At 42.5% G+C, this 25,422-nt stretch carries 18 protein-coding genes; 3 read left to right on the forward strand and 15 right to left on the reverse strand.

Annotation, left to right across the window (positions count from 1 at the left end; translation table 11 throughout):
* Positions 1-47: 47 nt before the first annotated feature.
* The gene (gene katG, locus LKX84_RS07025) at positions 48-2,267 is read right to left on the reverse strand and encodes a catalase/peroxidase HPI (protein ID WP_410548872.1); all 2,220 of its coding nucleotides are present in this window, start codon (positions 2,265-2,267) and stop codon (positions 48-50) included.
* A gap of 233 nt (positions 2,268-2,500) precedes the next feature.
* Here katG and LKX84_RS07030 point away from each other — a divergent pair, with 233 nt between their 5' ends.
* The gene (locus LKX84_RS07030; RefSeq protein ID WP_228236426.1) at positions 2,501-3,031 is read left to right on the forward strand and encodes a hypothetical protein; all 531 of its coding nucleotides are present in this window, start codon (positions 2,501-2,503) and stop codon (positions 3,029-3,031) included.
* 43 nt (positions 3,032-3,074) lie between these two features.
* Here LKX84_RS07030 and LKX84_RS07035 read toward each other — a convergent pair whose 3' ends face one another.
* The 5 genes from LKX84_RS07035 to LKX84_RS07055 all read right to left on the reverse strand — a co-directional run bounded on the left by LKX84_RS07035 (position 3,075) and on the right by LKX84_RS07055 (position 10,036).
* Entirely contained in the window at positions 3,075-3,530 is a 456-nt protein-coding gene (locus tag LKX84_RS07035; RefSeq protein ID WP_228236427.1) for a hypothetical protein, read from the reverse strand.
* A gap of 68 nt (positions 3,531-3,598) precedes the next feature.
* Positions 3,599-4,111, reverse strand: coding sequence for a hypothetical protein (locus LKX84_RS07040; RefSeq protein WP_228236428.1), 513 nt, complete (start codon positions 4,109-4,111; stop codon positions 3,599-3,601).
* On the reverse strand, positions 4,065-5,741 hold the full coding sequence (locus LKX84_RS07045) for a hypothetical protein (protein WP_228236429.1): 1,677 nt from the start codon (positions 5,739-5,741) through the stop codon (positions 4,065-4,067). Before LKX84_RS07045 ends, LKX84_RS07040 begins: the two co-directional genes overlap by 47 nt.
* Positions 5,742-5,927: 186 nt before the next feature.
* Positions 5,928-7,289: a DUF5689 domain-containing protein gene (locus LKX84_RS07050; RefSeq protein ID WP_228236430.1), complete on the reverse strand. Its 1,362-nt coding sequence runs from the start codon at positions 7,287-7,289 to the stop codon at positions 5,928-5,930.
* Between the two features lie 11 nt (positions 7,290-7,300).
* Positions 7,301-10,036, reverse strand: a complete 2,736-nt coding sequence (locus LKX84_RS07055; RefSeq protein WP_228236431.1) for a TonB-dependent receptor — start codon at positions 10,034-10,036, stop codon at positions 7,301-7,303.
* Between the two features lie 99 nt (positions 10,037-10,135).
* On the opposite strand from LKX84_RS07055, the gene LKX84_RS07060 reads away from it, so the two are divergent.
* A complete protein-coding gene (locus tag LKX84_RS07060) occupies positions 10,136-11,173 on the forward strand; it encodes an endonuclease/exonuclease/phosphatase family protein (RefSeq protein ID WP_228236432.1) in 1,038 nt (345 codons plus the stop codon).
* Positions 11,174-11,268: 95 nt separating this feature from the next.
* Here LKX84_RS07060 and LKX84_RS07065 read toward each other — a convergent pair whose 3' ends face one another.
* The 8 genes from LKX84_RS07065 to uvrC form a co-directional block, all read right to left on the reverse strand.
* Positions 11,269-11,706, reverse strand: coding sequence for a hypothetical protein (locus LKX84_RS07065; RefSeq protein ID WP_228236433.1), 438 nt, complete (start codon positions 11,704-11,706; stop codon positions 11,269-11,271).
* 91 nt (positions 11,707-11,797) lie between these two features.
* Positions 11,798-14,479: a TonB-dependent receptor gene (locus tag LKX84_RS07070; RefSeq protein ID WP_228236434.1), complete on the reverse strand. Its 2,682-nt coding sequence runs from the start codon at positions 14,477-14,479 to the stop codon at positions 11,798-11,800.
* Between the two features lie 171 nt (positions 14,480-14,650).
* Positions 14,651-16,288, reverse strand: a complete 1,638-nt coding sequence (gene pgi, locus LKX84_RS07075) for a glucose-6-phosphate isomerase (protein WP_228236435.1) — start codon at positions 16,286-16,288, stop codon at positions 14,651-14,653.
* Positions 16,288-17,565 (reverse strand): M23 family metallopeptidase, encoded by a 1,278-nt coding sequence (locus tag LKX84_RS07080; protein WP_228236436.1) that lies wholly within the window; start codon positions 17,563-17,565, stop codon positions 16,288-16,290. Before LKX84_RS07080 ends, pgi begins: the two co-directional genes overlap by 1 nt.
* Positions 17,566-17,568: 3 nt before the next feature.
* Entirely contained in the window at positions 17,569-18,543 is a 975-nt protein-coding gene (locus LKX84_RS07085) for a tryptophan 2,3-dioxygenase family protein (RefSeq protein ID WP_228236437.1), read from the reverse strand.
* 15 nt (positions 18,544-18,558) lie between these two features.
* Positions 18,559-19,338, reverse strand: a complete 780-nt coding sequence (locus LKX84_RS07090; RefSeq protein WP_228236438.1) for a DUF3108 domain-containing protein — start codon at positions 19,336-19,338, stop codon at positions 18,559-18,561.
* 336 nt (positions 19,339-19,674) lie between these two features.
* Positions 19,675-21,882, reverse strand: a complete 2,208-nt coding sequence (locus LKX84_RS07095; RefSeq protein WP_228236439.1) for a patatin-like phospholipase family protein — start codon at positions 21,880-21,882, stop codon at positions 19,675-19,677.
* 62 nt (positions 21,883-21,944) lie between these two features.
* A complete protein-coding gene (uvrC, locus tag LKX84_RS07100; protein ID WP_228236440.1) occupies positions 21,945-23,735 on the reverse strand; it encodes an excinuclease ABC subunit UvrC in 1,791 nt (596 codons plus the stop codon).
* 478 nt (positions 23,736-24,213) lie between these two features.
* Between uvrC and LKX84_RS07105 the strand changes: the two genes are divergently transcribed.
* Positions 24,214-24,777 (forward strand): 5-formyltetrahydrofolate cyclo-ligase, encoded by a 564-nt coding sequence (locus LKX84_RS07105; RefSeq protein WP_228236441.1) that lies wholly within the window; start codon positions 24,214-24,216, stop codon positions 24,775-24,777.
* On the opposite strand, the gene LKX84_RS07110 is transcribed toward LKX84_RS07105, so the two are convergent.
* Positions 24,765-25,421, reverse strand: a complete 657-nt coding sequence (locus LKX84_RS07110) for a lipoprotein signal peptidase (RefSeq protein ID WP_228236442.1) — start codon at positions 25,419-25,421, stop codon at positions 24,765-24,767. The two genes, LKX84_RS07105 and LKX84_RS07110, sit on opposite strands and share 13 nt — an antisense overlap.
* Position 25,422 lies beyond the last annotated feature (1 nt).

A 25,422-nucleotide genomic window follows, 5' to 3' on the forward strand; every position in this document is an offset into this window, starting at 1 on the left:
AGCCATATTTCATTAAAATACTATTGTTCTAATTTGAACTGACTTGACTAGGCCAAATCGAAGCGATCTAGGTTCATCACCTTAGTCCAAGCGGCAACAAAATCCTTCACAAACTTTGCTTTGCCATCTTTGGAAGCATACACTTCGGCAAGGGAACGCAAGATGGAGTTAGAACCAAATACCAAATCCACACGGGTGCCGGTCCATTTAAAATCACCTGTATTACGGTCACGCCCTTCATATAGTGATTTTTCTGCGTTGGCTGCCTTCCACTCAGTAGACATATCTAGCAAGTTCACGAAGAAATCGTTGCTCAATACCCCGATATTATCGGTAAGTACTCCGTGTCTAGAACCTCCAAAGTTGGCTCCCAATACACGCAAACCACCTACCAAAGCAGTCATCTCAGGCGCGGTAAGGGTCAACAGTTGGGCCTTGTCCAGCAACAAATGCTCGGCATGAACCTTAACTCCTTCCGCCACATAGTTTCTAAAACCGTCATATGGTGTGTTCAAATAGTTCACGGATTCAATCTCGGTTTGCTCTTGGCGCGCATCGTTACGCCCAGGAGTAAAAGGCACTTCTGTTGCAACACCGGCATCTTTCGCAGCTTTTTCAACAGCGGCACTACCGGCCAAAACGATCATATCGGCCAAGGAGATTTTTTTGCCTCCAGTTGCTTTACTGTTGAATCCATTTTTGATGCCTTCAAGAACTTTGATGGTTTTATCGGTTCCTTTGTTCACTTCCCAACTCTTCATGGGTTCCAAGTTGATACGGGCACCGTTGGCACCTCCACGTTTGTCACCGCCACGGAAAGTTGAGGCAGATGACCAAGCAGTGTATACCAAATCAGAAACTGAAAGACCGGATTCCAAAACTTTGGCTTTCAATGCCTTTATATCGCCAGCATCAACCAAAGTATAATCCACAGCTGGAATAGGATCTTGCCAGATCAATTCTTCTTTTGGTACTTCTGGACCCAAGTAACGGGAAAGAGGTCCCATATCACGGTGTGTCAATTTAAACCAAGCACGTGCGTAAGCATCGGCAAAAGCTGCAGGATCTTCATAGAATTTACGGGAAATTTTTTCATAGGCAGGATCAAAACGCAAGGACAAATCGGTCGTCAACATGGTTGGCTTCCTGTTTGGCCCTCCAAATGGATCAGGGATGATAGCCCCGGCATTGGAAGCCACCCATTGGTGTGCTCCTGCAGGAGATTTGGTCAATTCCCATTCAAATTCGAACAGGAACTTAAAGAAATCGTTGCTCCACTTTACCGGTGTGGATGTCCAGATCACTTCCAATCCAGAAGTGAAGGCATCAGCTCCTTTTCCTGAACCATTTTTATTCTCCCATCCAAAGCCTTGTGATGCTAAATCCGCTGCTTCAGGATCTGCATCCATCATAACTTTAGCGCCATCTCCATTACCGTGCGTTTTTCCGATAGTGTGACCTCCAGCAATCAATGCTACGGTTTCTTCATCGTTCATGGCCATACGTGCAAACGTCTCACGAATATCGTGTGCTGCAGCTACCGGGTCGGGGTTGCCGTCCGGTCCTTCTGGGTTCACGTAGATCAATCCCATTTGCACTGCTGCCAACGGATTCTCCAAATCACGTTCTTCCTTATTATGAGAGTAACGGCTGTTTGGCGTATTACTCAATGCCAACCATTCAGTTTCGTTACCCCAGTAAACGTCTTGGTCCGGTTCCCAAACATCTTCACGACCTCCAGCAAAACCGAAGGTTTTGAAACCTGCTGATTCCAAGGCAACATTACCTGCCAAGATCATAAGGTCTGCCCAAGAAATTTTCTGACCGTATTTTTGTTTGATGGGCCATAACAAACGACGGGCTTTATCCAAGCTTACGTTGTCCGGCCATGAGTTAAGGGGGGCAAAACGTTGTTGACCACGTCCACCGCCACCACGGCCATCTTGAACACGATAGGTACCGGCACTGTGCCAGGCCATACGGATGAACAACCCGGCATAGCTGCCAAAATCGGCAGGCCACCAATCCTGTGAATCGGTCATTACATCCAAAAGATCTTTCTTAAGCGCTGCGTAATCCAGCTTTTTAAATTCTTCGGCATAGTTGAATTGCTCCCCTAGCGGATTAGATTTTTCTGAGTGTTGGCTCAAAAGTTCCAATTTCAATCGGTTTGGCCACCAATCTGCATTTTGTGTACCCCCTCCGGCAACTTCGTTCAAAAACGGACATTGACTTGCATCTGCCCCGTTTGCCATTTCTTTACTCATGATAGTATGTTGTTTATAGATTTTTTCTCCATCTAAAAATACAAAATTGACTTCCAACAACATAGATAATTCATATTAAAATACTATTAAAACATAAATGTTTTCTATGATTTAAATCATTGCCCATTTGAATTTTCAATGTTTGGGGATTCCTTAACATTTATTGGGAAAGTCTTGCCACAATGAGGGTCAAGCATTTTCTACCTTTGGATAAACACTAAAAACAGAATACCATGAAAAGGATTAAAACTATTGCAATAGTAGCCCTTTTGTTAGTGGCAACCACTGGCATGGCCCAGAATAACAAAGACAAAAAAATAATGGCCGATGCCGTTACTGCCAAGGCCAAATTGTTGGAAACCGATTCTGGATTGGAGCGGTTTTTTGACAAATCTGCTGGATATGTCATCTTCCCCAATGTGGGTAAAGGTGGTTTTATCATCGGTGGAGCAGCCGGAAATGGCGTGGTCTACGAGAATGGAAATGCCATTGGGATGGCCGACCTTAAAAAATTGAATATTGGTCTTCAAGCGGGTGGACAAGCCATTATTGAGGTCATCTTTTTTGAGACCGATACGGACCTGCAACGGTTTACCGAAGGGAAATTTGAGTTTGCCGCGGAGACCTCTGCCGTGGCCCTAAAATCCGGAATTGCCTTTAATGCCAAATACAAGGATGGCGTGGCCGTGTTTGCCCTGCCCAAAGCCGGACTGATGGCTGATGCCTCAGTAGGTGGACAAAAGTTTGGGTATAAGGCGTTTTAATACATTTTATCAAGAAGAAAGCCCCATAGTTTGGGGCTTTTTATTACTGTTGTGGCATTAACAGGTATTGTGCTTGCAGTTCCCTGATTATTTTGTTCCGTTTTTTCTTTCGTTTTATTGAAGAAATGAACAAAGGCAATGAAACTCCTACTTCAAAAGTTCCCAGAATCATAAGTCCTCCGCCAACAACTATAGCACCGAGATCTTCACATAATTCGTCATCCGTACAAGTAGTCCGATTAAAAATAAGATTCCCGCCCGTAAACATTAGTAGACCCAACCCTGCAAAACTTGACCCCATGATAAGATTGTTTTTTCGCTTTCGATCCATATCCAAAATTTCCCATAGTTTTTGTTCATTGGCTTCACTTTGTTGGATAAGGTAGTTGTAATCAAGCCCCAAATAATCCAGCCGCTGTTGTTGTTTGGGGGAAAAGTCTTGGGCATTAAGTTGTATTGAACATACTATCCCCAATGTTAAAAAAATAATATTTTTCATAATATATTTTTAAAGTTGCATGGAAACAGCCCCTTTTAGGGGCTGGCGGCCACAAACTACAAACTGAATCAATTGCCAATGTCCTCATTTGAAACAGTAAACACAATTGCTCCATACATGAAATAATCACCATCCCTTATGGGTTTATCATATTTTAAAATACTCCAAGAGTCATAATTATAAGGGCTGTTCAATTCATTTCCCAAATAGCTGGGAGGTCCTATCCATTCTTTTTTCAGTTCATCCCCCACAAACAGTTCAAACTTGCCATAATTATTAATATGGTCATAATAGATGCCCACATTTCTTTCAATTATCACTTTGGAATTGCCTTCTTTTACGCCATCAGAAGAAACGGAAGATGTAAAGTTGGCAGCCATTTTGGTGTTTGCTTTTAATCTAAGTGTATCTGATTTTTCATCTGTCGAATCCAAGCTATGGTAAACAATAGTTACATCAACATTGGCGGCGTTTTCAAATACTCTTTGATAGAAATCAATATAAAAGGATTCTTCAGGGTCACAGTTCAGCATACTAAGGCCAATCAGAATAGCTGTAAAATGCATTGTCAACTTTTTCATCGTATGTTGTTTTAGTTTTTAATTCGGCAATCAAATCGGTAAAAGTATCCGTGGTGGATTTTAAACACTCAAATATCTCTTTGGTCGTAACATCCGGCAGATTGTCCACATCTTGTAAAAATCCAGGATTGTACCAATCTTCATCCTTATCAAAATAATTGTTGCTACTTGGAAATGCTTTATCGGTCAAAACAGCACTGAAATAATTCCCCCACATTTCGCCTATGCCACAATTTCCTGAATTTATTCCATGTCCATCCCCATAGGCTCCATAGGTTATAATGTAATTGATATACTTGATCCAATACCCGCTGCCTACCTTTTTAAAATGTGAGGCATGGCCCAATTCGTGGAAGGTAGTGGAGAAGACCCCATCGGTACCCTTACTACTCCCTGATCTAATGAGAATGTCCGGGAGTATGTACTTGTACATTATCCATATTAAATTTGCCGCTACTGTTATGCCATTTGCCTTGGAAAAAAAAGTAGAGACCTTTGAACGGCTGGTAAATCCGGCATACCCCCATACCCGTCTTAACATGGGCGCAGATGAATAACCTGTACCTCCTAGCGCCACTATCCTTAAATTGTTGTGCGGCTGTCCAACACCCATTTGTGAAGAATAATTGAAATACTTTACCGTGGCATTGTTCACCATGGCCCACCGCCAGCCCACCGAATTGGTGTAAAAATCAAAATTATGGCCATTTCTACTTTTTTTACCTGCCCTGTACCTTGCCGATGAAATACTTACTAACGAAGGCCAAACAATAAATCCCTTGGTGTTTTTGAATACCACTGTATAATGAACATCCCTTCGGTAACCCCGATTTACTTTGTAGTGGCCTGTAGAGTTTGTCCACCCCTTGGCCCATTTGAACCAACGTCTAGTTTTTACTTTCACACCGATCACAGGATCAAGTTTGTTTGTCACCGTATTGTGCACCTTTACATATCCCTCGGGCGTCTTTTTGCTCTTCTCCACCATAGATTCGACCGGTTCTTCATAATTTCCGGTCAGCCGGAGTGCCTCGTCCTCCAAATCGAACAAAAATTGTTTGGAAATTCCCGTCCTGCCAGCAATGGCCGTAGTCTTGAAACCATTTTCCGTCTCCTCTCCTTCAACGTTTGAAGGCTCAATCAAAAACAAATCCTCGACTTTCTCAAAAGTTATATCTTTTGGAAATTCGTAATCTTTGACCACAGAGGCATAAAGCCATTGACCTTCCTGGATCTGGGCATCCCCATCCACATAATAATCACCTTCCTGTTCAATATCAACATCCAATGGAATCTCTGATAAATTGAGTGAATCTGCTAACAGCAATTGTTTTTGTTCGTCATTTTCCACCCAAAACTTCACATAATAATCCGTAGTGGTAATCTCAGAAGAGTCCTTGAGGATTTGGGAATCATAACCCTTTTGACCCTTTTCCAACTTCTTAATGAGATTGGCGTAGGCCCTCCTCATATTCACCACCGAATATGGATTCTCTAGCTTTTTGCCAAGCTTGATTTGCTTTAAAATGTCAGGTTCTTCCATTGCCAATGGAGGGGGAGAATGATTGATATGCGTTTCCTCCTTTTCACAAGAGAATATAACACAGGCCACAATTGTTATTCTTGCCATAGCCCAATACATTTTTCTTTGTTTCATATTAAAAAGATTTTAAATGTCTTGGGGTATGCTGCCGAATCTTAGATAAGGTAATGAATTACAATTTGCAAATCGAGGCCCTATTGACGGGTAATCCCTTTTGATTTGATGGATGCACGTTTTTAATTGATGAATGAAAATTCTTATTTTAATTGTAAGCTAATACTTTGCGCCTGGCGTAAAATCCTGTGGTGCGTTTTGGGGCAGTTTTATGGTACCCGCATCCCCGGTATCGTTTAATAGGGTCCATTCTGAAAAAGTGTAAACTGGGTTGCCTTCTATAATGTTTGGGTTTCGAACAGCACGCCCGTCCTCAAATTCATGGTTGGTATTGGAACCATCTTCGCCAACTACTCCAAACACATCAATAATAGTTCCGAATGCGTCTACCAGTTCGAAGTTGTCATCTCCATTGGAATCGGCCGGACTATTGGTAGAAACTCCCAGATCGGGTGCAAACCCATACACCAGATGAAATTCCTCCGCATTGGGTGAAATGACCAAAGTGCTCTCCGCGCCGATGATCAAGCCTGACAAATCGATTGTAGAACTTACTTCTGTTCCATCATTGGTATAGCGGCGAAGGGTCCATTTGTTAAGATCCAAAGGCTCGGAAGCGGAGTTATAGAGTTCCAAAAACCGTGCCCCTGAGTTGTTGTCAGGGTCGGCCAGTTCCGAGATAAAAATCTGGTTCGAAGTGAATTCTGTAATGATTTCCGGACAGCGTTCATTGATGAAATCAACATCTTCCAAACTTCGAATGATCAGTTGCGGATTTTTACCATCCCTGACCAAAATTCCAGTTATGGAACCATTGCCCTCCGGAAGGATTTCTGCCTGAAAATCTGCATACCCACTATTGAGCAAAACCGTTTGATTTTCCTCGCAATCCTGAAGATGTCGCTCGGTTTCTTCTGCGGCAACAGCAAAGGGTTCTCCTAGTTCTTCATCTACAACTTCCAAACCATCCAGTTGCACCAAAATATTTAGAGGGAGAGTGTCCAAAGCTGAAATTGTGATCAAAAGAGGTTCTACATTTACCTTACCATCACAGGCTACCAAAACATGCTCAAACACTTTTTGGTTGGGCAATCTGCCGATGGAAAGATTTCCAAACGAAGAAAAAGCACTCCCTAACCTGATATTCCCTTCCTTGTTGACCATATAAAGATCCTTCAACTTAAGCAAAACCTTGCTCCCTTCAGGATATATGAGATGGGATTGCCGCATATCTACTTCCAATTGCAGACCATAAGTAGGTTTGGATGGTTTGTCTTGAATGAAAAGGGTGCTGAAAAAATTTCCAGCCTTATCCGAAGATATCACATAGCCCTCCAAAATTAGGCTGTCCTTGATTTGCGATACCTCTTCCGTGGAAAGGGAATCCAATTCCACAAAATTGATGTTGGCCTTCAAGTCGGTATTGCAATTTTCCTTCGGAACGTCAAAATTGGAACTTTCCACACAGGAAAACATCAACAGTAACAATATACCTACTATGGCAAAAACTAAATTTTTCATGTTCTCAAGATTTAAAAGCTTATTGCTAGATTTAAAAAATAGGTGCGTCCGTAGCTGTACCAATATTTTGGTCCAAAAGAGGGAACCCCGCTCAGGTTATCTTTTTGCCATTGGCCAAAATTGCCATTTCGACTTTGTTCATAACCTCCCGTCCTAAAAACTGAATCGAACAAATTGCTGACGCTGGCAAAAGCACTGATGTATTTTTTGCCCCAAAGCCAAGATTTTCCACCCACCAAATTCAACAGATAGATATCCTCCATCTTTTTCTGTTGGAGGAGTTTAGCCACGTTTTCATCGGTGGCGTCAGGGAATTGCTCCCCTGTTTCTGGATCCAACAAAAAGCTTTGGGTACGGGCAATAGTGGAAAGGCTTATATAATTTTCGGTGAGGTAATTGGCGGTCGCTCCAAGCCACCAGTATTTGGGTGAGCGGTATTCCACCCCCCCTGCCAAGGCCGTTTGCGGACCTTGCGCCAATCGTAAATCTTTCAATTTGGCAATTCCCAGATCTACAGTTCCTTCGGTGGCGATAAGGTCTTCTTCGGAACCAGATGTATCAAAATTAATCTGTACCGAAGGGTCGCTCGCATACACATAACTCCCCAAATTCCCTGCAAGATTCACCTTCACACTAGATGATGCCTCGTACTGGAATCCAAACTCGATGCCCTTGTGTAGCTTGTCCAATCCTGTGATCACCTCTTGTACAAAATCGGAACCCAGCCCAGAATCCACAAATAAGAAATTGATATCCGTCGTATTCATAAACCGAGTATAGAAGGCGGTCACACGACCTGTGAGGGTAGGTAAGCGAACAAAATATCCAAGATCAACCGTCGTAATGGTTTCCTTCAGTATATCAGGGACCACCTCGTTGTGTTCTCTCGGATTGATGAAAATGTTCTGGACCACCGGGGGCCGTTCCAATTTGGCGGCACTCGCTGTTAACCAATGTCTGCCAGTCATGAAATAGGAAAATCCACCTTTCAACCCTAGTCCGGACAAGGCCACTTTTTCACTTGGCCCGAATGAATTTTCCAAATAACGTTCGTTGGTGAAAAGTCCGTTTCGCTGTGCATTGAAACTAGTGAAGGAAGCCGATGCATAACCGTTCAATTTATTAGCCGAGTAAGCCAACTGACCAAATCCTTCTAATTGTGCAGCATTAAATACATAATTGTAGTTGATGATCTCTCCTTCAACTTTCTGAAGATTTCCATCCATATCATTCACGGTATTGGAGAAGGTGTCCATATCCTCATAATATTCAGAACCCAACATATCCGTAATCTCGGCGTAGTTTTCCGATGTTAGTTTTCGGAAATTAACTCCCCCTCCAAACTGAAAACGCTCTCCAAGGCGATATTCAAAACTGGTGGCGGCAGTAATTGTTTTGTCTTCCACCACATCATCATAAAGGAGGTAGGCTGCATTACCATTGTTGTTGGCGTTTGCTTCATACAATTGGTTCCAAGACCATTGCGGATGTTCCAAAAATGCTTCGCGGGCCAAGCTGGCGTTATAAAAATCGGCACCCAACGAACTGTTGATGTGATAACTTGGCAAATAGCGATAATATGTGGGATCTGGATTTGGAGCATTGTAATACCCCAATCTACTTCTGGAATATTTGCCAGTTTGATAGGACGCACCAACCGTCCAGTTCAGTTTTTCAGTTTCCAGAGTATAGTTCAAAAGGAAAAGGGGCTCAAAAATATCCCGCTCCCGTGAATTCCTGATTTTACCATCCTGTTTGCCCCAATATGGGTTGTATTGATTTCCCATCAATCCAAAAACCTCTTCCGTCAACGCTGCGGAACGGCCTCTTCGGTTTCGGGCCAAAATTGCAGAGAAGGAGATACTGTTCTGTGGATTTGGCTGAAATTCCATAGCACCAAAAAAGGAATAGGCATCATATAAAGTGCCCTCGACATAGCCTTCTTTGGCCCATCTTCGTGAACCGGAAACCGTATAGGCCAAACCATTGTTTTGCAACCCCGAGTTGTAGGTGGCCATACCCCTTCCCCTGTAAGTTCGGTTAGACATGGAAGAAGAAACACGCAATCCTGGCCGCATTCCAGATGGTCGGGTATCGATATTGGTGTTCCCCAAAATACCACCAAAGGTGTATGGATTTTTTTCAAGCGCATTGGTGTATTCCTGATTGCGAATCACATCATTGAGACCGCCCCAGTTGTTCCATTGGGGTCGACCATCAATAAACTTGTTCATGGGAATGCCATTGATCAACACCACCCCATTTTGCGAGTCGTACCCCCGGACTTTGAAAAACGCCTGACCAAAATCGAAGGCGGCCCGGTTCAAAAAAATGTCCCGTGTGGACTGCAACAGTCCTGACACTCCAGAAATGGAAGTATCCTCATCTGAAAGTTCAACATCGGTAAGAGTGATAAGGTTGTCCGTTTTTTCCAAAACAATGTCCCTATCCAAGTAGACGGAACCTAAATCAATCGGATTCCCATCCAGAAATAAGGAATACTTTTTTGGAACAAAATCCTGGGCAGTAAACACCAAGACCTGTTCCCCAGAAACCAAGGTTTTCATCTCAAATTTTCCTTCGGAATTGGTTGTAAATGTTTTTGAAGTGCCTTCAAAGGCCAAGGAAATGTTGGGAATAGGCACATTGATACCCCGTTCCAGAACATTCCCCTTGATCACTGTTCCCTGTTGGCCAAACAACGTATTGGCACCACAGAGTACAGCCAAGAGCATAGCTGTTCTCATAAATTAAGTAGGTTAATTAAATAAAAAGGGGTTGTAATTGCTGTACAAACTGCGAAAAGCGAACAATCTTACTTATTTTTGTAGGAAATTCAAAATAGAATGCGATTATTAATATGCCTACTTGTATTAATATCGACCTCACTACATGGACAAGAGTCCAAAACGTTTACCCTAAGAACCATTGCGTTCTACAATTGTGAAAATCTGTTCGACACGGAGAACGATTCGCTCACCTTTGATGACGACCGCACTCCGGATGGTAGTTACCACTGGACCCAGGAACGGTATCTAAAAAAGGTGGAAAACCTCTCGAAGGTGCTGGCACAAATCGGTGAAGATACTTCCAAAACCTCACCGGACGTTATCGGATTGTGTGAAGTGGAGAACCGAAAAGTGGTGGAAGACTTGGTGCATCATCCCAATTTGTTGGATAAGGGGTATGAAATCATCCATTTTGATTCGCCGGACGAGCGGGGCATTGATGTGTCACTGTTGTACAAAACCTCCTCGTTTTTGCCCACTTCCTTTAAAAGCCATCGGCTCCTACTTTTTGATGATATGGGGGAAAGGGAATATACACGAGACCAGTTGGTGGTGGGTGGCATCATGGATGATGAAGAACTCTATTTTATTGTAAACCATTGGCCATCCCGAAGAGGTGGTCCTGCTAAAAGTCAGCCCTTCCGGGTACGGGCCGCTTTGTTGAACAAACGCATCATCGACTCGGTCCGAACATTGAATCCGGATGCCAAAATTATTGCCATGGGAGACCTGAACGACGACCCCATTGATGACAGTCTTAAAAAAGTTTTGAAAACCAAGGCAAAAGCGAGTCAGCTAGATAGTATAAGTCTGTTCAATCCGATGGAAAGTTTATTCCGAAAAGGCATCGGCTCCTTAGCCTATGGCGACAAATGGAACCTTTTTGACCAAATTTTTATGACCCCGAACTTGGTGACCGAAAATAGGGAAGGATTATCTTTTTGGAAAGCAGGGATTTTTTCCGCTCCTTTCCTTAAAACAGAAAAGGGGAGGTATAAAGGTTATCCTTTGCGAACGTATTCGGGTGGTACGTATACCGCAGGGTATAGCGACCACTTTCCTGCTTATGTGTTTTTGATCAAGGAGATTGAATGAGATTCGGAATGTAGAAATTGTCGCATCGAGCGGAGTCGAGATGTTTTGTCTACCTTTCGACTGCGCTCAAGATGACAAAGGGATTACCCAAAGGTCTATCCCAACCACTGTCCCCAAGGAATACGGCTCAAGATCAACAAAAGGCCCAATCCGTAAAAAATGGAAATGGTCTTGAACTTTTTGTCGCTCTCCATAAACTTTTTATGTCTGGACCAACCAATGGTAATCAAGGCCAAAGCGATGATATTGATAAAAGGGTGTTCTACGGCCAAAAGTCGGGCAGGGGCATTTAAACCACTCATTCCCAATGCCTGGATGGCCTTTAGACCATTGGCAGAGACAAGATAGAGCACCAAACCTATCAACAACTGAATATGGCTCAATATCAACGCAAAAAGGCTGATGCGAAGATCTTTGTGCATGGTGAAGTCTTTTTTGCCCATCCAGCCCAAAAAAGCATTGATTACGGCAATTACCAAAACAGCCAAAACAATATAGGCCAAATAAGAGTGTAGGTTCCTGATGATTTCCATGTGGTATAGTTTGTGGTTTTAAAAGTACGGATTTTAAGCAATAAAAAACCCTGCCGATCGGCAGGGTTTTCATTATTTGTTCAAGTTCGGATTAGAAATCGTAACGCAAGGTAACGTTCCAAGTTCTGCCCAATCCAAAATATCCTTGGTTGGAAACATTGATTCCCTTGTAAGTCTCATCACCAGCCTCAACAAAGTTTGCAGTGGTAAGCTCAGAGATATAGATATGGTTCAGAACGTTGTTCATGTTTGCTCTGATCTTCAATTGTTTTGATTTATCGATACCCAATGGCACAGTAAAAGTTGCTCCAGCATCCAATAAAGAGAAAGAAGGTAATTCCAAGTTCTCTTTTATTGCTCCCACATCTGAATATAAATCGGTGTAGTATCTCCAATCTGAATCTACAGAGAAATTCTTATTGATTCTATAGGCAATACCCAACCCACCAGAAGTCTGAGCAGCTCCACCAACCTTTCCACCATCATAATCGATAGTTTCAGTGCTAATCACGTTTCTGTTCTCATCGGTAATTTGAGTTACAGCGTTCCCTTTATAAACCCAGTCTCCAACAGAAGCAAAACCATTGATGGACAATCCACTAACAGGTCTAAATTTGAAATCCAACTCAACACCTTGGTGCAATTGCTCGGTACCGAAGTTAGAGGTGTATGTAATCACATCGCTCTGAACAGTGGAACTTGAGGCTACCCTGTCTTTCCATGAGGTTCTGTACAAGTTCACATTTGCAGAGAACATAGCACTTGAGAATCCATAACCTGCTTCCAAACCAAAAATTTTCTCGTTTTCAGTCAATGGGTTCACTTGGTTAGTGAAGTTCAAGTAAATATTATCGTGGTATGGTTGACGGTTATAATAACCTACGTTTCCATAAAAACTATGCTGCGAAGTTGGGTTATAGCTGAAACCACCTTTTGCGTTGTATCCAAAATTGTTTACTTTTTCAGAATCAACACCAGGTTCAATACCTGCTGGCAATGGCTCCCCTGTCCATTGAGGAGAGGTTCCATCAATCAGAGATTGATCAGCATATTGGTAATGATCGAATCTTTGGTGATACTGATTTGACACAGATCCTTGGAAGAACGTAGAGAATGTATCGGTAGAATACTCCAATTGGGTGAACAAACCACCATAAGAAATACGCTCGTCATTGCTATATCCAATTTTTTGATCTTCAGGATAAGAGTTGAATGCGGCTTCCCAAGCAGATGGCTTAAAAGTTTCAGTAGCCGTTACAAACTTATAGGTACCAAATGTTCCATAGGTTTGATGGTTATCGTTCTGATCTCTTAGACGAATATTATCTGTCCAAGAATTCAAACCGTGGAAATCAGAAACTACCCTAAAGTGTTTACCATAATAGGTTCTTAAATCGAAACCAACATTCCAAGTCAAATTATCTCCAAGTTGTTTCTCAAGGTTAGAAATCAACCCGTACCAGTTATGAAGGTTCATGGATGAACGGGTAATGTAAGAAGGCTCAGAACCAAAGTTTACGGCATCACCATCTGTAACAGCGGCATTCTGGGCATAAATGGCATCATAATCAATACGTCCTTCAGCCGTTCTGATTCGGTTACCCAAGTTACCGGTTCCACCACCATTACCCCAAGAGGCATAAAGTACTGTGGATAAATTTGTGGTTTCGTTAACTTTCCAGTCCCAGTTCAAGTTGGCAACTGGCTTGTGATAAAAGTTCCTTCTTTCTGTCATGTATTGACCTTCGTAGGTACCCCAGTTATTGTTGTACCTTCTTCCATATTCCAAATATGAAGAAATGGATTTGGTGAAGTTTTGATCGTGGAACTGTGGTGCACCAGTAATCAAAAAGTTGAATCCATGGTTGTCATTTGGTCTGTAACCAACAGAGATAAAGTAAGTTTGTCCTTCACCGAAGTTACCTTCATTGTAACCATCACCTTGCCAGTGGGAAAGCATAACGCTCATACCCCATCCCTTGTCAGAGATACCAGTGTTGTAACCAGCAGATGTTTTGATGTAATTGTTGTTGGCCACAGTAGCATATCCGAATCCTCCTTCGTTCATTTCAGTGGCTTTGGTAACAAAGTTTACGGTACCACCCACAGAAGAGATGGCCAATTTGGAAGAACCAAGACCCCTTTGGATCTGGATACCAGATGCAATGTCATTGATTCCCGACCAGTTGGACCAGTACATTAAACCGTCTTCCATTCCGTTGATGGGCTGACCGTTCAATAGGAAAGCAGTGTTATCCTGCTCAAAACCCCTAACCCTCATATTGGTATCACCAAAACCACCTGCTTGTCCAGAAACATAAACAGAAGGTGTATTTACCAAGGTCATGGTAACGTCTTGGGTACCTATTTTTTCCTGAATGATTTTAACAGGAACCGAAGATACGGCTATCGGGGTCTTTCTGTCTGTAGCAAGGTCAATAATCCCTGTACCTACTACTACAACCTCACCCAATTCTTCCGCATCGGGCATTAAAGAAATGCTTCCCAAGTTCCCGGTAGTAGTGAACGGAATGCTTTTGGATATAAACCCAATGTAAGAAATAATCAAAGTTCCTGAACTTTGGCTAACTTCCAAAGTGAAATTCCCATCAAAATCAGTTGATGTACCTGTACTGGTTCCCTTAACCATTACAGTTGCTCCTGGTAGTGGGCCGCCTAGTTCCCCGTCCACGACCGTACCAGAAATGGTCCCTTGTGAAAATGCCATTACGGACATAAAAAGAGCCGCAAAAGCCAAGTAAATTCTTTTCATTTAATTCAGTGTTTAAGTGTTTAATTAGCGCTGCAAATGTGATCCATTTTTGACACACTGCGATTAAGCCAAAGTTAAATAAGGCTAAGATACTTAACACAAAATTAACAAACAATGTTACCTGACAAACAATTGTTTAGGGTTTTTGAGTATTAATAAAAACCCATCAAATTACTTTTTAAAATTTTGCAATAGATGCAACGTTGAAGTGTCGTGTTTGCCGATTTCTGAATTTTCGATATCAGCAAGAATATTTTTTGCCAATTGCTTCCCTAATTCTACACCCCATTGGTCATAGCTGAAAATGTTCCAAACAATGCCCTGAACAAAAATCTTATGCTCGTAAAGGGCAATCAAAGCACCCAAACTCTTTGGGGTCAGTTTTTGGATCAATAAAGTGTTGGTGGGTTTATTTCCCTCAAACACCTTAAATGGAAGCAAGGTTTCTATTTCGGAGGCTGAAAGTTTTTGTCCTTCCAATTCTAGTTTGACTTCCTCTGGAGTTTTTCCGTTCATCAATGCCTCGGTCTGGGCAAAGAAATTGGCCATTAATTTATTGTGATGGTCCACATCTCCATGAAGGGATTCCTTGTAACCGATAAAGTCGGTCGGGATGAGTTTGGTTCCTTGATGGATCAACTGAAAGAAAGCATGTTGGGAATTGGTTCCGGGTTCACCCCAAATGATGGTCCCGGTTTGATGGCCCACACGGTTACCTGCCCTGTCCACGCTTTTACCATTACTTTCCATGATACCCTGCTGCAAATAGGCAGAGAAACGGCTCAGATATTGGGTGTAGGGAATAATGGCCTCCGTTTCGGCACCATAAAAATTGTTGTACCACACACTGATCAAGGCCAGGATTACCGGAATGTTCTTATCAAACGGAGTTTCCTTGAAATGCATGTCCATTTCATGGGCACCTTCCAACAATTCCTCAAAATGTTGATGGCCAACGGCTATGGCTATGGTCAAGCCGACTGCACTCCAAAGTGAAAAACGACCGCCCACCCAATCCCACATGGGGAATACATTTTCATCGGCAATGCCAAATTCACTAATCTTTTCAAGGTTGGTGGAAACCGCTGCAAAATGATGGGCAATATCTTTTTCAGAAGCAGACTTTAAAAACCATTTTTTAATGGTTAGCGCGTTGCTCAAGGTTTCTTGGGTAGTGAAGGTTTTGGAAACAATTACAAAAAGTGTGGTTTCCGGATTGAGTTCCTTCAATACTTCATACACATGATCCCCATCCACGTTGCTTACAAAATGGGTCTTCAAGTGATTTTTGTAAAACTTCAAGGCCTCTACGACCATAACGGGGCCCAAATCTGACCCACCTATTCCAATGTTCACTACATCGGTAAAGGGTTTCCCTGTGTATCCTTTCTTTTCACCAGAAATGATGGCCTGCGAAAAAGTTTTGATCTTTTCCCTTACGGCATATACTTCGTCCACAATATTTTCCCCATCCACAAAGATTTTTTCATCCTTGGTAGCCCGCAAAGCGGTATGCAAAACGGCCCTGCCTTCGGTCTGGTTGATCGGTTCCCCTTCAAAATAGCTTTTAATGGAACTTTTTAGTCCAACTTCTTCTGCCAGTTCCAGCAAAAGGGAAAGGGTCTTGTCGGTTATTCTATTCTTTGAATAGTCCACCAAAAAATCCTTCCAAACCAATGAAAACTTCTCACCACGGTTTGCATCGGTTTCGAAAAGCTCCCTTAAATGTTTGTCCTTTGTTTCTTGATAATGCGCCTGAAGTTTTTTCCAAGCATTTGTGGTGGTAGGGTTGATTGTGGGTAGTGCCATTACTGGTTGTAAGTGATTAAGGTTTCTTCGGGTTCGGGGGTTGGATCCACATACTCTATACAGTCCAATTGCCATTTGAGCGGTTCAATATGGGTCATATAATCCGTTTTCAAGGAATCCGCAATGGGCTCTGCCGTTGGGAGTTTTTCTTGAAGGGGATCCACTTGCCTACCGTTTTTCCAAAAACGGTAGCATACGTGGGGACCACCCGTATTTCCGGTCATGCCAACCCATCCGATTACATCTCCTTGCCTGACAAAATCGCCCTTTTTCACATTTTGGGCCTTCATGTGTAGGTACTGGGTGCTATAGATGCTGTTATGTTTGATCTTTACAAATTTACCGTTACCGCCTCTTCGGGTAGACTCCTCAACGGTTCCATCTGCGGTAGCAATAATAGGGGTGCCAATGTCTGCGGCATAGTCAGTGCCTTTATGCGGTCTTACCTTATAGCCGTAATAGGCAATCCTGCGTTTTAGGTTATAACGTGACGAGAGCCTGTACCCAAATTTGATAGGGGCCCTTAAAAAAGTGCTCCTGAGGTTGTTGGCATCTTGATCAAAATAGTCCATAATATTGTTGATCGAATCCGCCATATAAGGAAAGGCGTATATTGGTCTTCCCTTATGCTCAAAGTAGGCTGCCTTAATGCGCCCACGACCTGCATAAATACTGTCGTTAATATAGCGCTCATCAAAGATGACCTTGAACTTGTCGCCTTTTTCCAGCTTAAAAAAGTCGATACTCCAGGCATATATTTCTGAAAGGCCAATGGTAACACTATAATCCACCCCTAAATCGTCCATGGTCACAGAAAGGCTGTTGTTGATAATTCCACCCACTTCCCTTTCCACAAGTTTTACCTTGCGCTTGCTCTTGTAGGCCACCACACTGTCACGTAAATCAAAAACGGTATAATTGATCTTGTCGTTCTGGTAGATAAATACTTTGGCAACTTCGGAGGTGTCCTTGGATTTTAGGATGATATAGGGTCTTCCCACATTGATCTTGCGCACATCAAAAGTATCCTTGAAATTTTCGGATATGGCAGCAATTTTGGGGTAGTCCACTTTATTTTTGAGCATCAGTTCCCCAAAACTGTCCCCATTTCTTACGGTGTCGTGCACTACGTTGTATTCATCCAGGTTGAACCCATAATGAAGAACTGGAGGTTTCTCAATGACCTCCACATTAGCTACATCTTCAACCGGTTCTTTAGTTTGATTGCATGACACCAATACGATCAGTGCCAAGATTGCCCCAATAAATTTTTGCATTTTTTATTCCTTGTATTCCTTGTTCTCGGGATTAAAAATATGATCTACCCATTCCTTTCCCCACGTATCCAGTTCATATTCTGAGTACAAAGTTGGGAAAAATATTATTTTCTGAAAACTCGGCGGCAAATACTGTTTCCAATTTGTGCCTCCGGTCGCCTCTACATCCTTGCCCTCCTTGGCCAAATATCTGTATGCGGAGCCCATATGCATCAACGGCCAATTTACGTTGGCATTCATATCCAATGTCTTTAACGCACTGATCAGTTCCTCATTATTTTTGGATTCATCGGGCAGTTGCAAATATTTTTGATATACGGTGCTGTCCTTCACCTGGTTGGCTATTCTCAACAGCCTTGGAGTGTACCTGATCTCGAACTGTTTCAAGGTCAACGTTTTTTCCCCGGTTTTTAGGTCGGTGGCACCTTTCTTCCAATACACGTGTTCAAAAAGTCCCTCGATCGTCTTCTCACCTGAAAAATTGCCGCGATCGGTATGGTGCAACATGTTTTCCAGTGGGGTTGCGTAGATTTCGATCATCCGATATTGGGCCGACTGAAATCCACTTGCCGGTAAAAGGGCCATCCGGTAACGGAGAAACTGTTCCCTTTCCATCCCATTGATCATTATGCTGAAGGAAGAGATCAACGCTTTAAAATAACTGTTGATCCTTCTTACCTTTTCAATGAAAAAAGTAAGATCTTGGGAGCGGTCCTCAACGATCTGCTTCTGTTCATGCAAGATGAGCTTAAAGTAAAGCTCGGTAATCTGATGGTACATGATGAAGATTTCCTCATCCGGAAAATGGGTCCTGGGCACTTGAAGGCTTAAAAGGGTGTCCAAGTGAATGTAATCCCAATAGGTGAGGTAGCGTTGGTAAAGCAGCCCGTCAAGATACGAACTCAGGTCTTGGCCGGAGTTTTTGTACTTTTCTTCAAGTTTGTTGATTTGGGACTGAATTTTGGAATCCTGCTTCATCAATGCCAATCTGCGCTAGTTCATGATAATTTTGAATTGGTTCCTTAATCCATTATAGGCCTCGAGGTCTGCTTTTAGGGATCCCACCGCTAAATCTGCCTTTACGCGGATGGGAATCTTGTTCAGATCGTTGGACACCCAAAGGGTCAAACTTTCCTTTTCCTTAAAAACACGGCCCGACTGAACCAACGGTCTAAATTTAAGACATTCCACTTTGCCAAACTTGGTCTTTAAGATTTCTTTTCCCAAATATTTCAACTGGAACTTGAACATACCGTCGTCATCAAAAAGCATATCCAAATCAATGGATTGGCCTTCCACAAATTCATCATGTTTGTAATTGCTCCTTAAAAAATAGGAAGCCGAAATAAGGTCCTGTACTCCGTTGTGGATCTGAAAATCTTGCTGGGTACCATTTTTATGATCTTTGAGCACGGCATTGCGGGTATCGTAATCAAAATTGATTTCCATATCCTTGGTATAGCCTCCTTCGTCTATTTTGCGGACAAACTTGTAGGGCCTTCCATTTCTGCGACCAAAATAGCTCTCGTAAGTGTCGTCCACTTTAAAAAAAATGCTGGCAAAACCCGTAGTCTTGCCCGTGCCCACCACGTGGTAAACCGGAACACTATCCAAGGTCTCGGAAGTAAGGTGCATGGTAGCATAGCTGGCATTTAAGATTCCATAATGGATCCTGAACTTGAGCCATTCCCCATTCTTGAATGCCGGTGTGGAATTTTGCCCCAAAAGGGGAATCACCGAAAGCACAAACAATATGGACAGTAGTTTTTTCATAGTCAATTTTATGCGTATAAAATTAGCAAAAACGATGTTGGGGCCATCTGGTTTACATATACTTAAACAAATCTTATTCCAAAATAGTATAAATAAAAAAAGCCCAGTCTTAAAACTGGGCTTTTCCTAAATAACCAACCAAACTTTAAATTATGAAAAACCAATACTTAAAGTTATAAGGGAACCACCCCTTATCTGAGACAAATATACGCCAGCACTTTGTAGGAAATTCAGTTTTTAACGGACTTTAACTTAACCCCCTAGAAATTGATGCTTTTTAAATACTTTTTTGGCAAATTATTAAGAAATCCGAGGGATTTGATACATCCTCCATAATCAAAACCAGAACCCTACACTAAAGAAAATACTGTCATTTTTTATCTCAGGCGACCAAGAATAGTAAATCTGTATCGGGCCGATAAATGATTCAAATCCGTACCCTACCCCATAACCCGAATAACTGGGTTCCGCAAACCAATCACCAGTTCGGAAGAGGTCATCGGCCACATTGGCGAAATTGGTGGTAAACATCAGGTGGTGTTTGGGTGCCAACCGATAATCCATACGGCCATATGCTTTGACAAAACTGTTCCCTGGAATGCTGAGAAAATCATATCCGAAGAAGGGTACAAAATTGTTCACAAAGTCATTACCAAACCCCCCCAGTACAAAATCAAAAGAGGTCACATCCGACGTCCCCAACTTTACTCCTCCTTCGGCCTCTAAATTAAAACTCAAATTGTGCAAAATGGGTATGGCTGTTCCCAGCCTAGCCTTGGCAATGGAAAACTCCCTAAAGTTTTTGTTGTAATCCGAAGAGAAAAGATAAACATGGAAATCGCTATCGAACAAAAGCCCCTTGGTCGGAAAATATTTGTCATCATAGGTGTCCAGTGTTATTTTGGAGAAGGCATTGAAATAATTGGATCTTTCAAAAGTGGTCCTTCCATCATCATCGGTCAATGTTGCCTCGGCTTCGGTCCCTTGACCCAATGTTCTGGTACTGTACCGTAAAAATTTATGCTCCGCGCCAATGGTAAAGGCAAATTCCTCCTGCAGCACCGTTTGGAGATAAATTTGGTTGGTGAGATCGGTCACATCCAAATTGATCCTTCTGATATTGGGATCGTTGGGGACGTTGAAATTGCCCTCGATCAATGAAAAATCGATTTCCGAATTAAAATCCGTGAACTTGGAATTGATCCCAAAGCTCCAGTAATACCCTTTATCCAGATAGTATTGCATGTTGTATCGGATATGATCGCCCAAAATAAAATCGAAAGAGGCCACATCGTCCTTCATCAAAAAATTCTTCTTGGTCAAGTTGAACAGGGCCGCACTCTTATAAAGGTCATCGTAATGGGCAGATACCTTGATGAACATTTTATTGGGGTTTTCCTTGATCTTCAAAATAAGGTCGGTTCCCAATCCATTGGAAACCAAATCATACCGAATAGCCTTGAAGTTTCCGGTGGCGGAAAGGTTATTGATCCCTTGTTTCAGGTCTTCAAATGCAATTTTTTCAGCAAGGTTGAACCTCAATTTACCTTTAATATATCCCCTGGTATAGCGATCATTACCTTCTATGAGCATTCGATTGATCGTTAAACTATCCATGACCGGAATCTGCTTTTTAGGCTTGGGGACATAGTTTTGGCTCGCTGCAATCTTTTCCAATTCACCTAACTTGGTTCTGGCCGCTTTTTCTCCACTCTCTACAATGGACTTGCCGCGATTAAAATCGATAACCGAAAACTCATCTATGTCAGGCCGAATGTAGACATCGGTCTGGGCCGACTTTTTCTTCATGTCGTTCACCGTACGATAATTGTTGATCTGCAACAAAATCTCCGTGGCCGAGGACAGGGATTCCCTTGTGGATAGATCGTGTTGCACATCGACCCCGATGACAATATCGGCCCCCATGGCCCTTACTTGATCTATCGGGTAATTGTTGACCACCCCGCCATCGATCAATACATTCCCATCAATTTCCGAAGGCTCAAAAAGGGATGGAAATGTGCCACTCGCCACAATGGCCTCGGGCAAATAGCCATGGTCCAACAATACCTGTTCGCCTGTCTCCACATTGGTGGCCACACATAAAAAAGGAATGGGCAATTTGGCAAAGTCCTGAACATCCTTTACGTGGAAAAGCAATTGCACCAACATATTGTAGATGTTCTGCCCTCCTGAGATGGCCTGGGGAAAACTCACTTTAAAATCGGTAAAGGGCAAGGTAAGGGCATAACGTTCAGAATCTTCCTTTTCATAAAAATTCTTGGCACTCCTGGGCACATGATCCTGAATGAGGTTGGTAAAGTTGGTACTCCTAAATATGGAATCCAGCTCTTTTGCCGAGTAACCAGAAGCATATAACGCCCCTACAATGGCTCCCATGCTGGTGCCACCAATGTAATCCACTTTGATCCCGGCCTCTTCGATCACCTTCAATGCACCAATATGTGCCAATCCTTTTGCCCCACCACCACTAAGTACCAATCCCACTTTTGGTGGGCGTTCCTGGGTTGTGGACTGGGCCATTCCAAATACTCCGACAATAGAGCATATGATCGTAAAAATGGTTTTCCTAATGCACATAGTCACTAATGAAATGATTTATAGATTTTCTTCGCTTTGGCCATACCCACAGATTCTGCGAGGCTTTCCAACGAAGCTTCCTTGATTCGTTTTACGGATTTAAAGTTCTTCAACAATTGCTCCGCGGTTTTTTCCCCAACGCCTTCAATCCCCTCCAATTCGGAATTTATGGCTCCCTTGCTCCGTTTGTTCCTATGATGGGTGATCCCAAAACGGTGGGCTTCGTTCCTTAACTGTTGAATGATCTTTAAGGTTTCCGATCTTTTATCCAGATAGAGGGGAACGGGATCTTCCGGGAAATAGATTTCTTCCAATCTTTTGGCAATTCCGATAATGGCAATTTTACCCCTTAACCCCAATAGTTCCAAACTTTTCAATGCAGAGGATAATTGTCCCTTTCCCCCATCGATCACAATCAGTTTCGGCAGGGATTCATCTTCTGCCAACAGTCTTTTGTATCTTCTATGGACCACTTCCTCCATGCTGGCAAAATCATCTGGTCCTTCTACGGTTTTTATGTTGAAATGCCTATAATCCTTTTTGGAGGGTTTGCCATCCTTGAAGACCACGCAGGCCGAAACAGGATTGCTCCCCTGTATGTTGGAGTTGTCAAAACATTCAATATGTATGGGTTCCACCGATAGTCGAAGGTCCGCTTTCATTTGCGACATGATTCGCTTGGTGTGGCGATCGGGATCGGTAATCTTGATCTGTTTCAATTTGTCCTGCCGATAGAACCTTGCATTTCTTTCGGAGAGTTCCAAAATTTTATGCTTATCACCCAATTTGGGCAGGGTCACCTTCACATTATCCTCCACGGTTACGGGCATCTGCAAATAAATTTCCTTGGATTTGGAATGGAATCGTTGCCTGATTTCCGTGATGGCCAACTGCAACAGGTCCTCATCCGTTTCTTCCAATTTCTTTTTGATCTCCAACGTGTGCGATCGTACTATGGAACCGTGGGAAAGTTGCAAGAAGTTGACATAGGCATGGGTCTCGTCCGAAATGATAGTGAACACATCCACATTGTTGATCTTGGGGTTTACCACGGTTGACTTGGCCTGGTAATTTTCCAAAATATCGATCTTATCCTTTACGCGTTGTGCCTTTTCAAACTCCATTTTATCGGCAAGCTCTTTCATCTGTTGTTTGAAAGATTGCAGCGAATCCTTCAGGTTTCCTTTGATGATTTGCCGGATATCCTCAATCTGGGCATGGTATTCCTGCTCGGATTGAAAACCTTCGCACGGCCCCAAGCAATTCCCCAGATGATATTCCAAACATACCTTGTATTTGCCTGCATCAATTTTTTCTTCGGAAAGATCGTAATTGCAGGTACGGAGGGGATAAAGGCTTTTAACGAGTTCCAAAAGCGTCCTGACCGTTTTCATACTCGTATAGGGGCCAAAATATTCCGATCCGTCCTTGATCAACTTTCGGGTAGGGAAAACTCTCGGGAACCTTTCTCTTTTAATGCAGATCCACGGATAGGACTTGTCATCCTTCAACATTACGTTATACCGAGGCTGCAGTTTTTTGATCAGATTGTTTTCCAACAGCAGGGCGTCCGACTCGGTAGGTACCACAATATGGTTGATGGTCTGGATTTTTTTGACCAAGACCCTTGTTTTACCATACTCCTGGGTTTTGTTGAAATAGGATGAAACTCGCTTTTTTAGGTTTTTGGCCTTGCCTACATATAAGATCTTACCATCCTTGTCATAAAACTGGTAAACCCCAGGGTTATCCGGAAGGGCACTAAGCTGTACAGGAATGGATGTAGGGTGGGACATATAGCCTTTTGAAAATGGTCCAAATCGATTTTACACAAAGTTATGGTTTAAAACTAGTGTTTCCTGTTAAACTTGATCTATTGGCTTTTTGTATTGATAAGTATCAAGTTTGGGCAAAAGTAATTTGGAATGTGCACTAGGTCAGATTTTTATACAATTACCTTAAACTGTGGCGAATTATGGTTTTCCCTCAAAAAAACTATGGAAAATCCCCAGTTGAACAACTAAGATTTAGTCTAAATTGTTAAACTCTTGCAAAAAATGATGTATTTCATCGATAAAATGTGCATTTCATAGTGAACATTTCAATTGTTTTACTTAGATTTAACGATATAAATACAATCCTATGGAAAACTATGTAATCGTTTTGGGAATGTACTTGATTTTGATGCTTTTCTTCAAAATCTTTTTCTCCGTGGCAACAAAAGGAGAATAAAAAAGTGTTTCCCCAAACCAACCCCTAAATCTTCAACAGTTAATGTTGAAACATGACCTAAGAAAAAAATATAAAGATCTGAGAGCGGAAATTACTCCTCCTAAAGCCTCGGATTTAAGTTTGATTTTAGCCAATCATGTACTCCAAATCCCAATATGGGATTTTTTTTATTTCCATACCTTTTTGAGCATTGAGGACAAAAACGAAGTGAATACCCTACCCTTGATCACTTTGCTACAGGGAAAGGACAAAAACGTCATTGTCCCTAAAATTTCCGGTAACTCGGCTATGGAGCATTATCTCCTTACCGATAGTACATCCCTGAAAATAAATAGCTGGGGCATTCCTGAGCCTGTTGATGGCTTCTTGGTACCCGAGGATAAAATCGATGTGGTTTTTGTGCCTTTATTGGCTTTTGACATCCAAGGAAACCGTGTAGGGTATGGAAAAGGTTTTTATGATACCTTCTTGGGCAAATGCAGAAAAGAGACCCTAAAAATTGGTCTTTCCTTTTTTCAGGCCGAAGAGGACCTGATCACAGATGTGCATGAAAACGATATAAAACTGGATTACTGCGTTACCCCGAACAAGGTCTACGCATTCTGATCAACAACTTCCTGCTGTCCTTTTTCCTCGGCATGCTTCGGAAATGCCTTTTTGTTGAAAACGATCAAAATACCTACCCCGGTACTGATGGCCGTATCCGCAATATTGAACACGGGTTCAAAAAACCGGAACCTTTGGCCTCCCAATGAGGGAACCCAATCGGGCCAAGTGGTATCGATCAAAGGAAAATAAAGCATGTCCACTACCTTACCATGAAACAGACTTCCGTAAGGCTCGCTGGAAAACAAAGTAGCCACCTGCCCGTTGCTATGATCAAAGATCAAACCGTAGAACACAGAGTCGATGATATTGCCCATGGCACCTGCAAAAATAAGCGATACCGCCAATATCAAGGTTCGGGTAGACTGTTTTTTGATGATATCCCACAACCAATACCCAATACCGAAAACGGCAAAAATCCTGAAAATGGTCAGGATCAATTTCCCTACAGGTTCTGAGATGGGCAAAAGATCGCTCAACTTGGTCCCCCAAGCAGCACCTTCATTTTCAATGAACAGGATCTTGAACCATCCGAACACATCATGGGATTCCCCCAAAATAAAATGGGTCTTGATGTAGATCTTGCTCAATTGGTCCACCAAAAGAAGCAAAACAATGATTAACAGGGATTTTTTTAAACTCATC

Source organism: Allomuricauda sp. M10 (genome assembly GCF_020782875.1).
In the GTDB taxonomy this organism is placed as follows: Bacteria; Bacteroidota; Bacteroidia; order Flavobacteriales; family Flavobacteriaceae; genus Flagellimonas.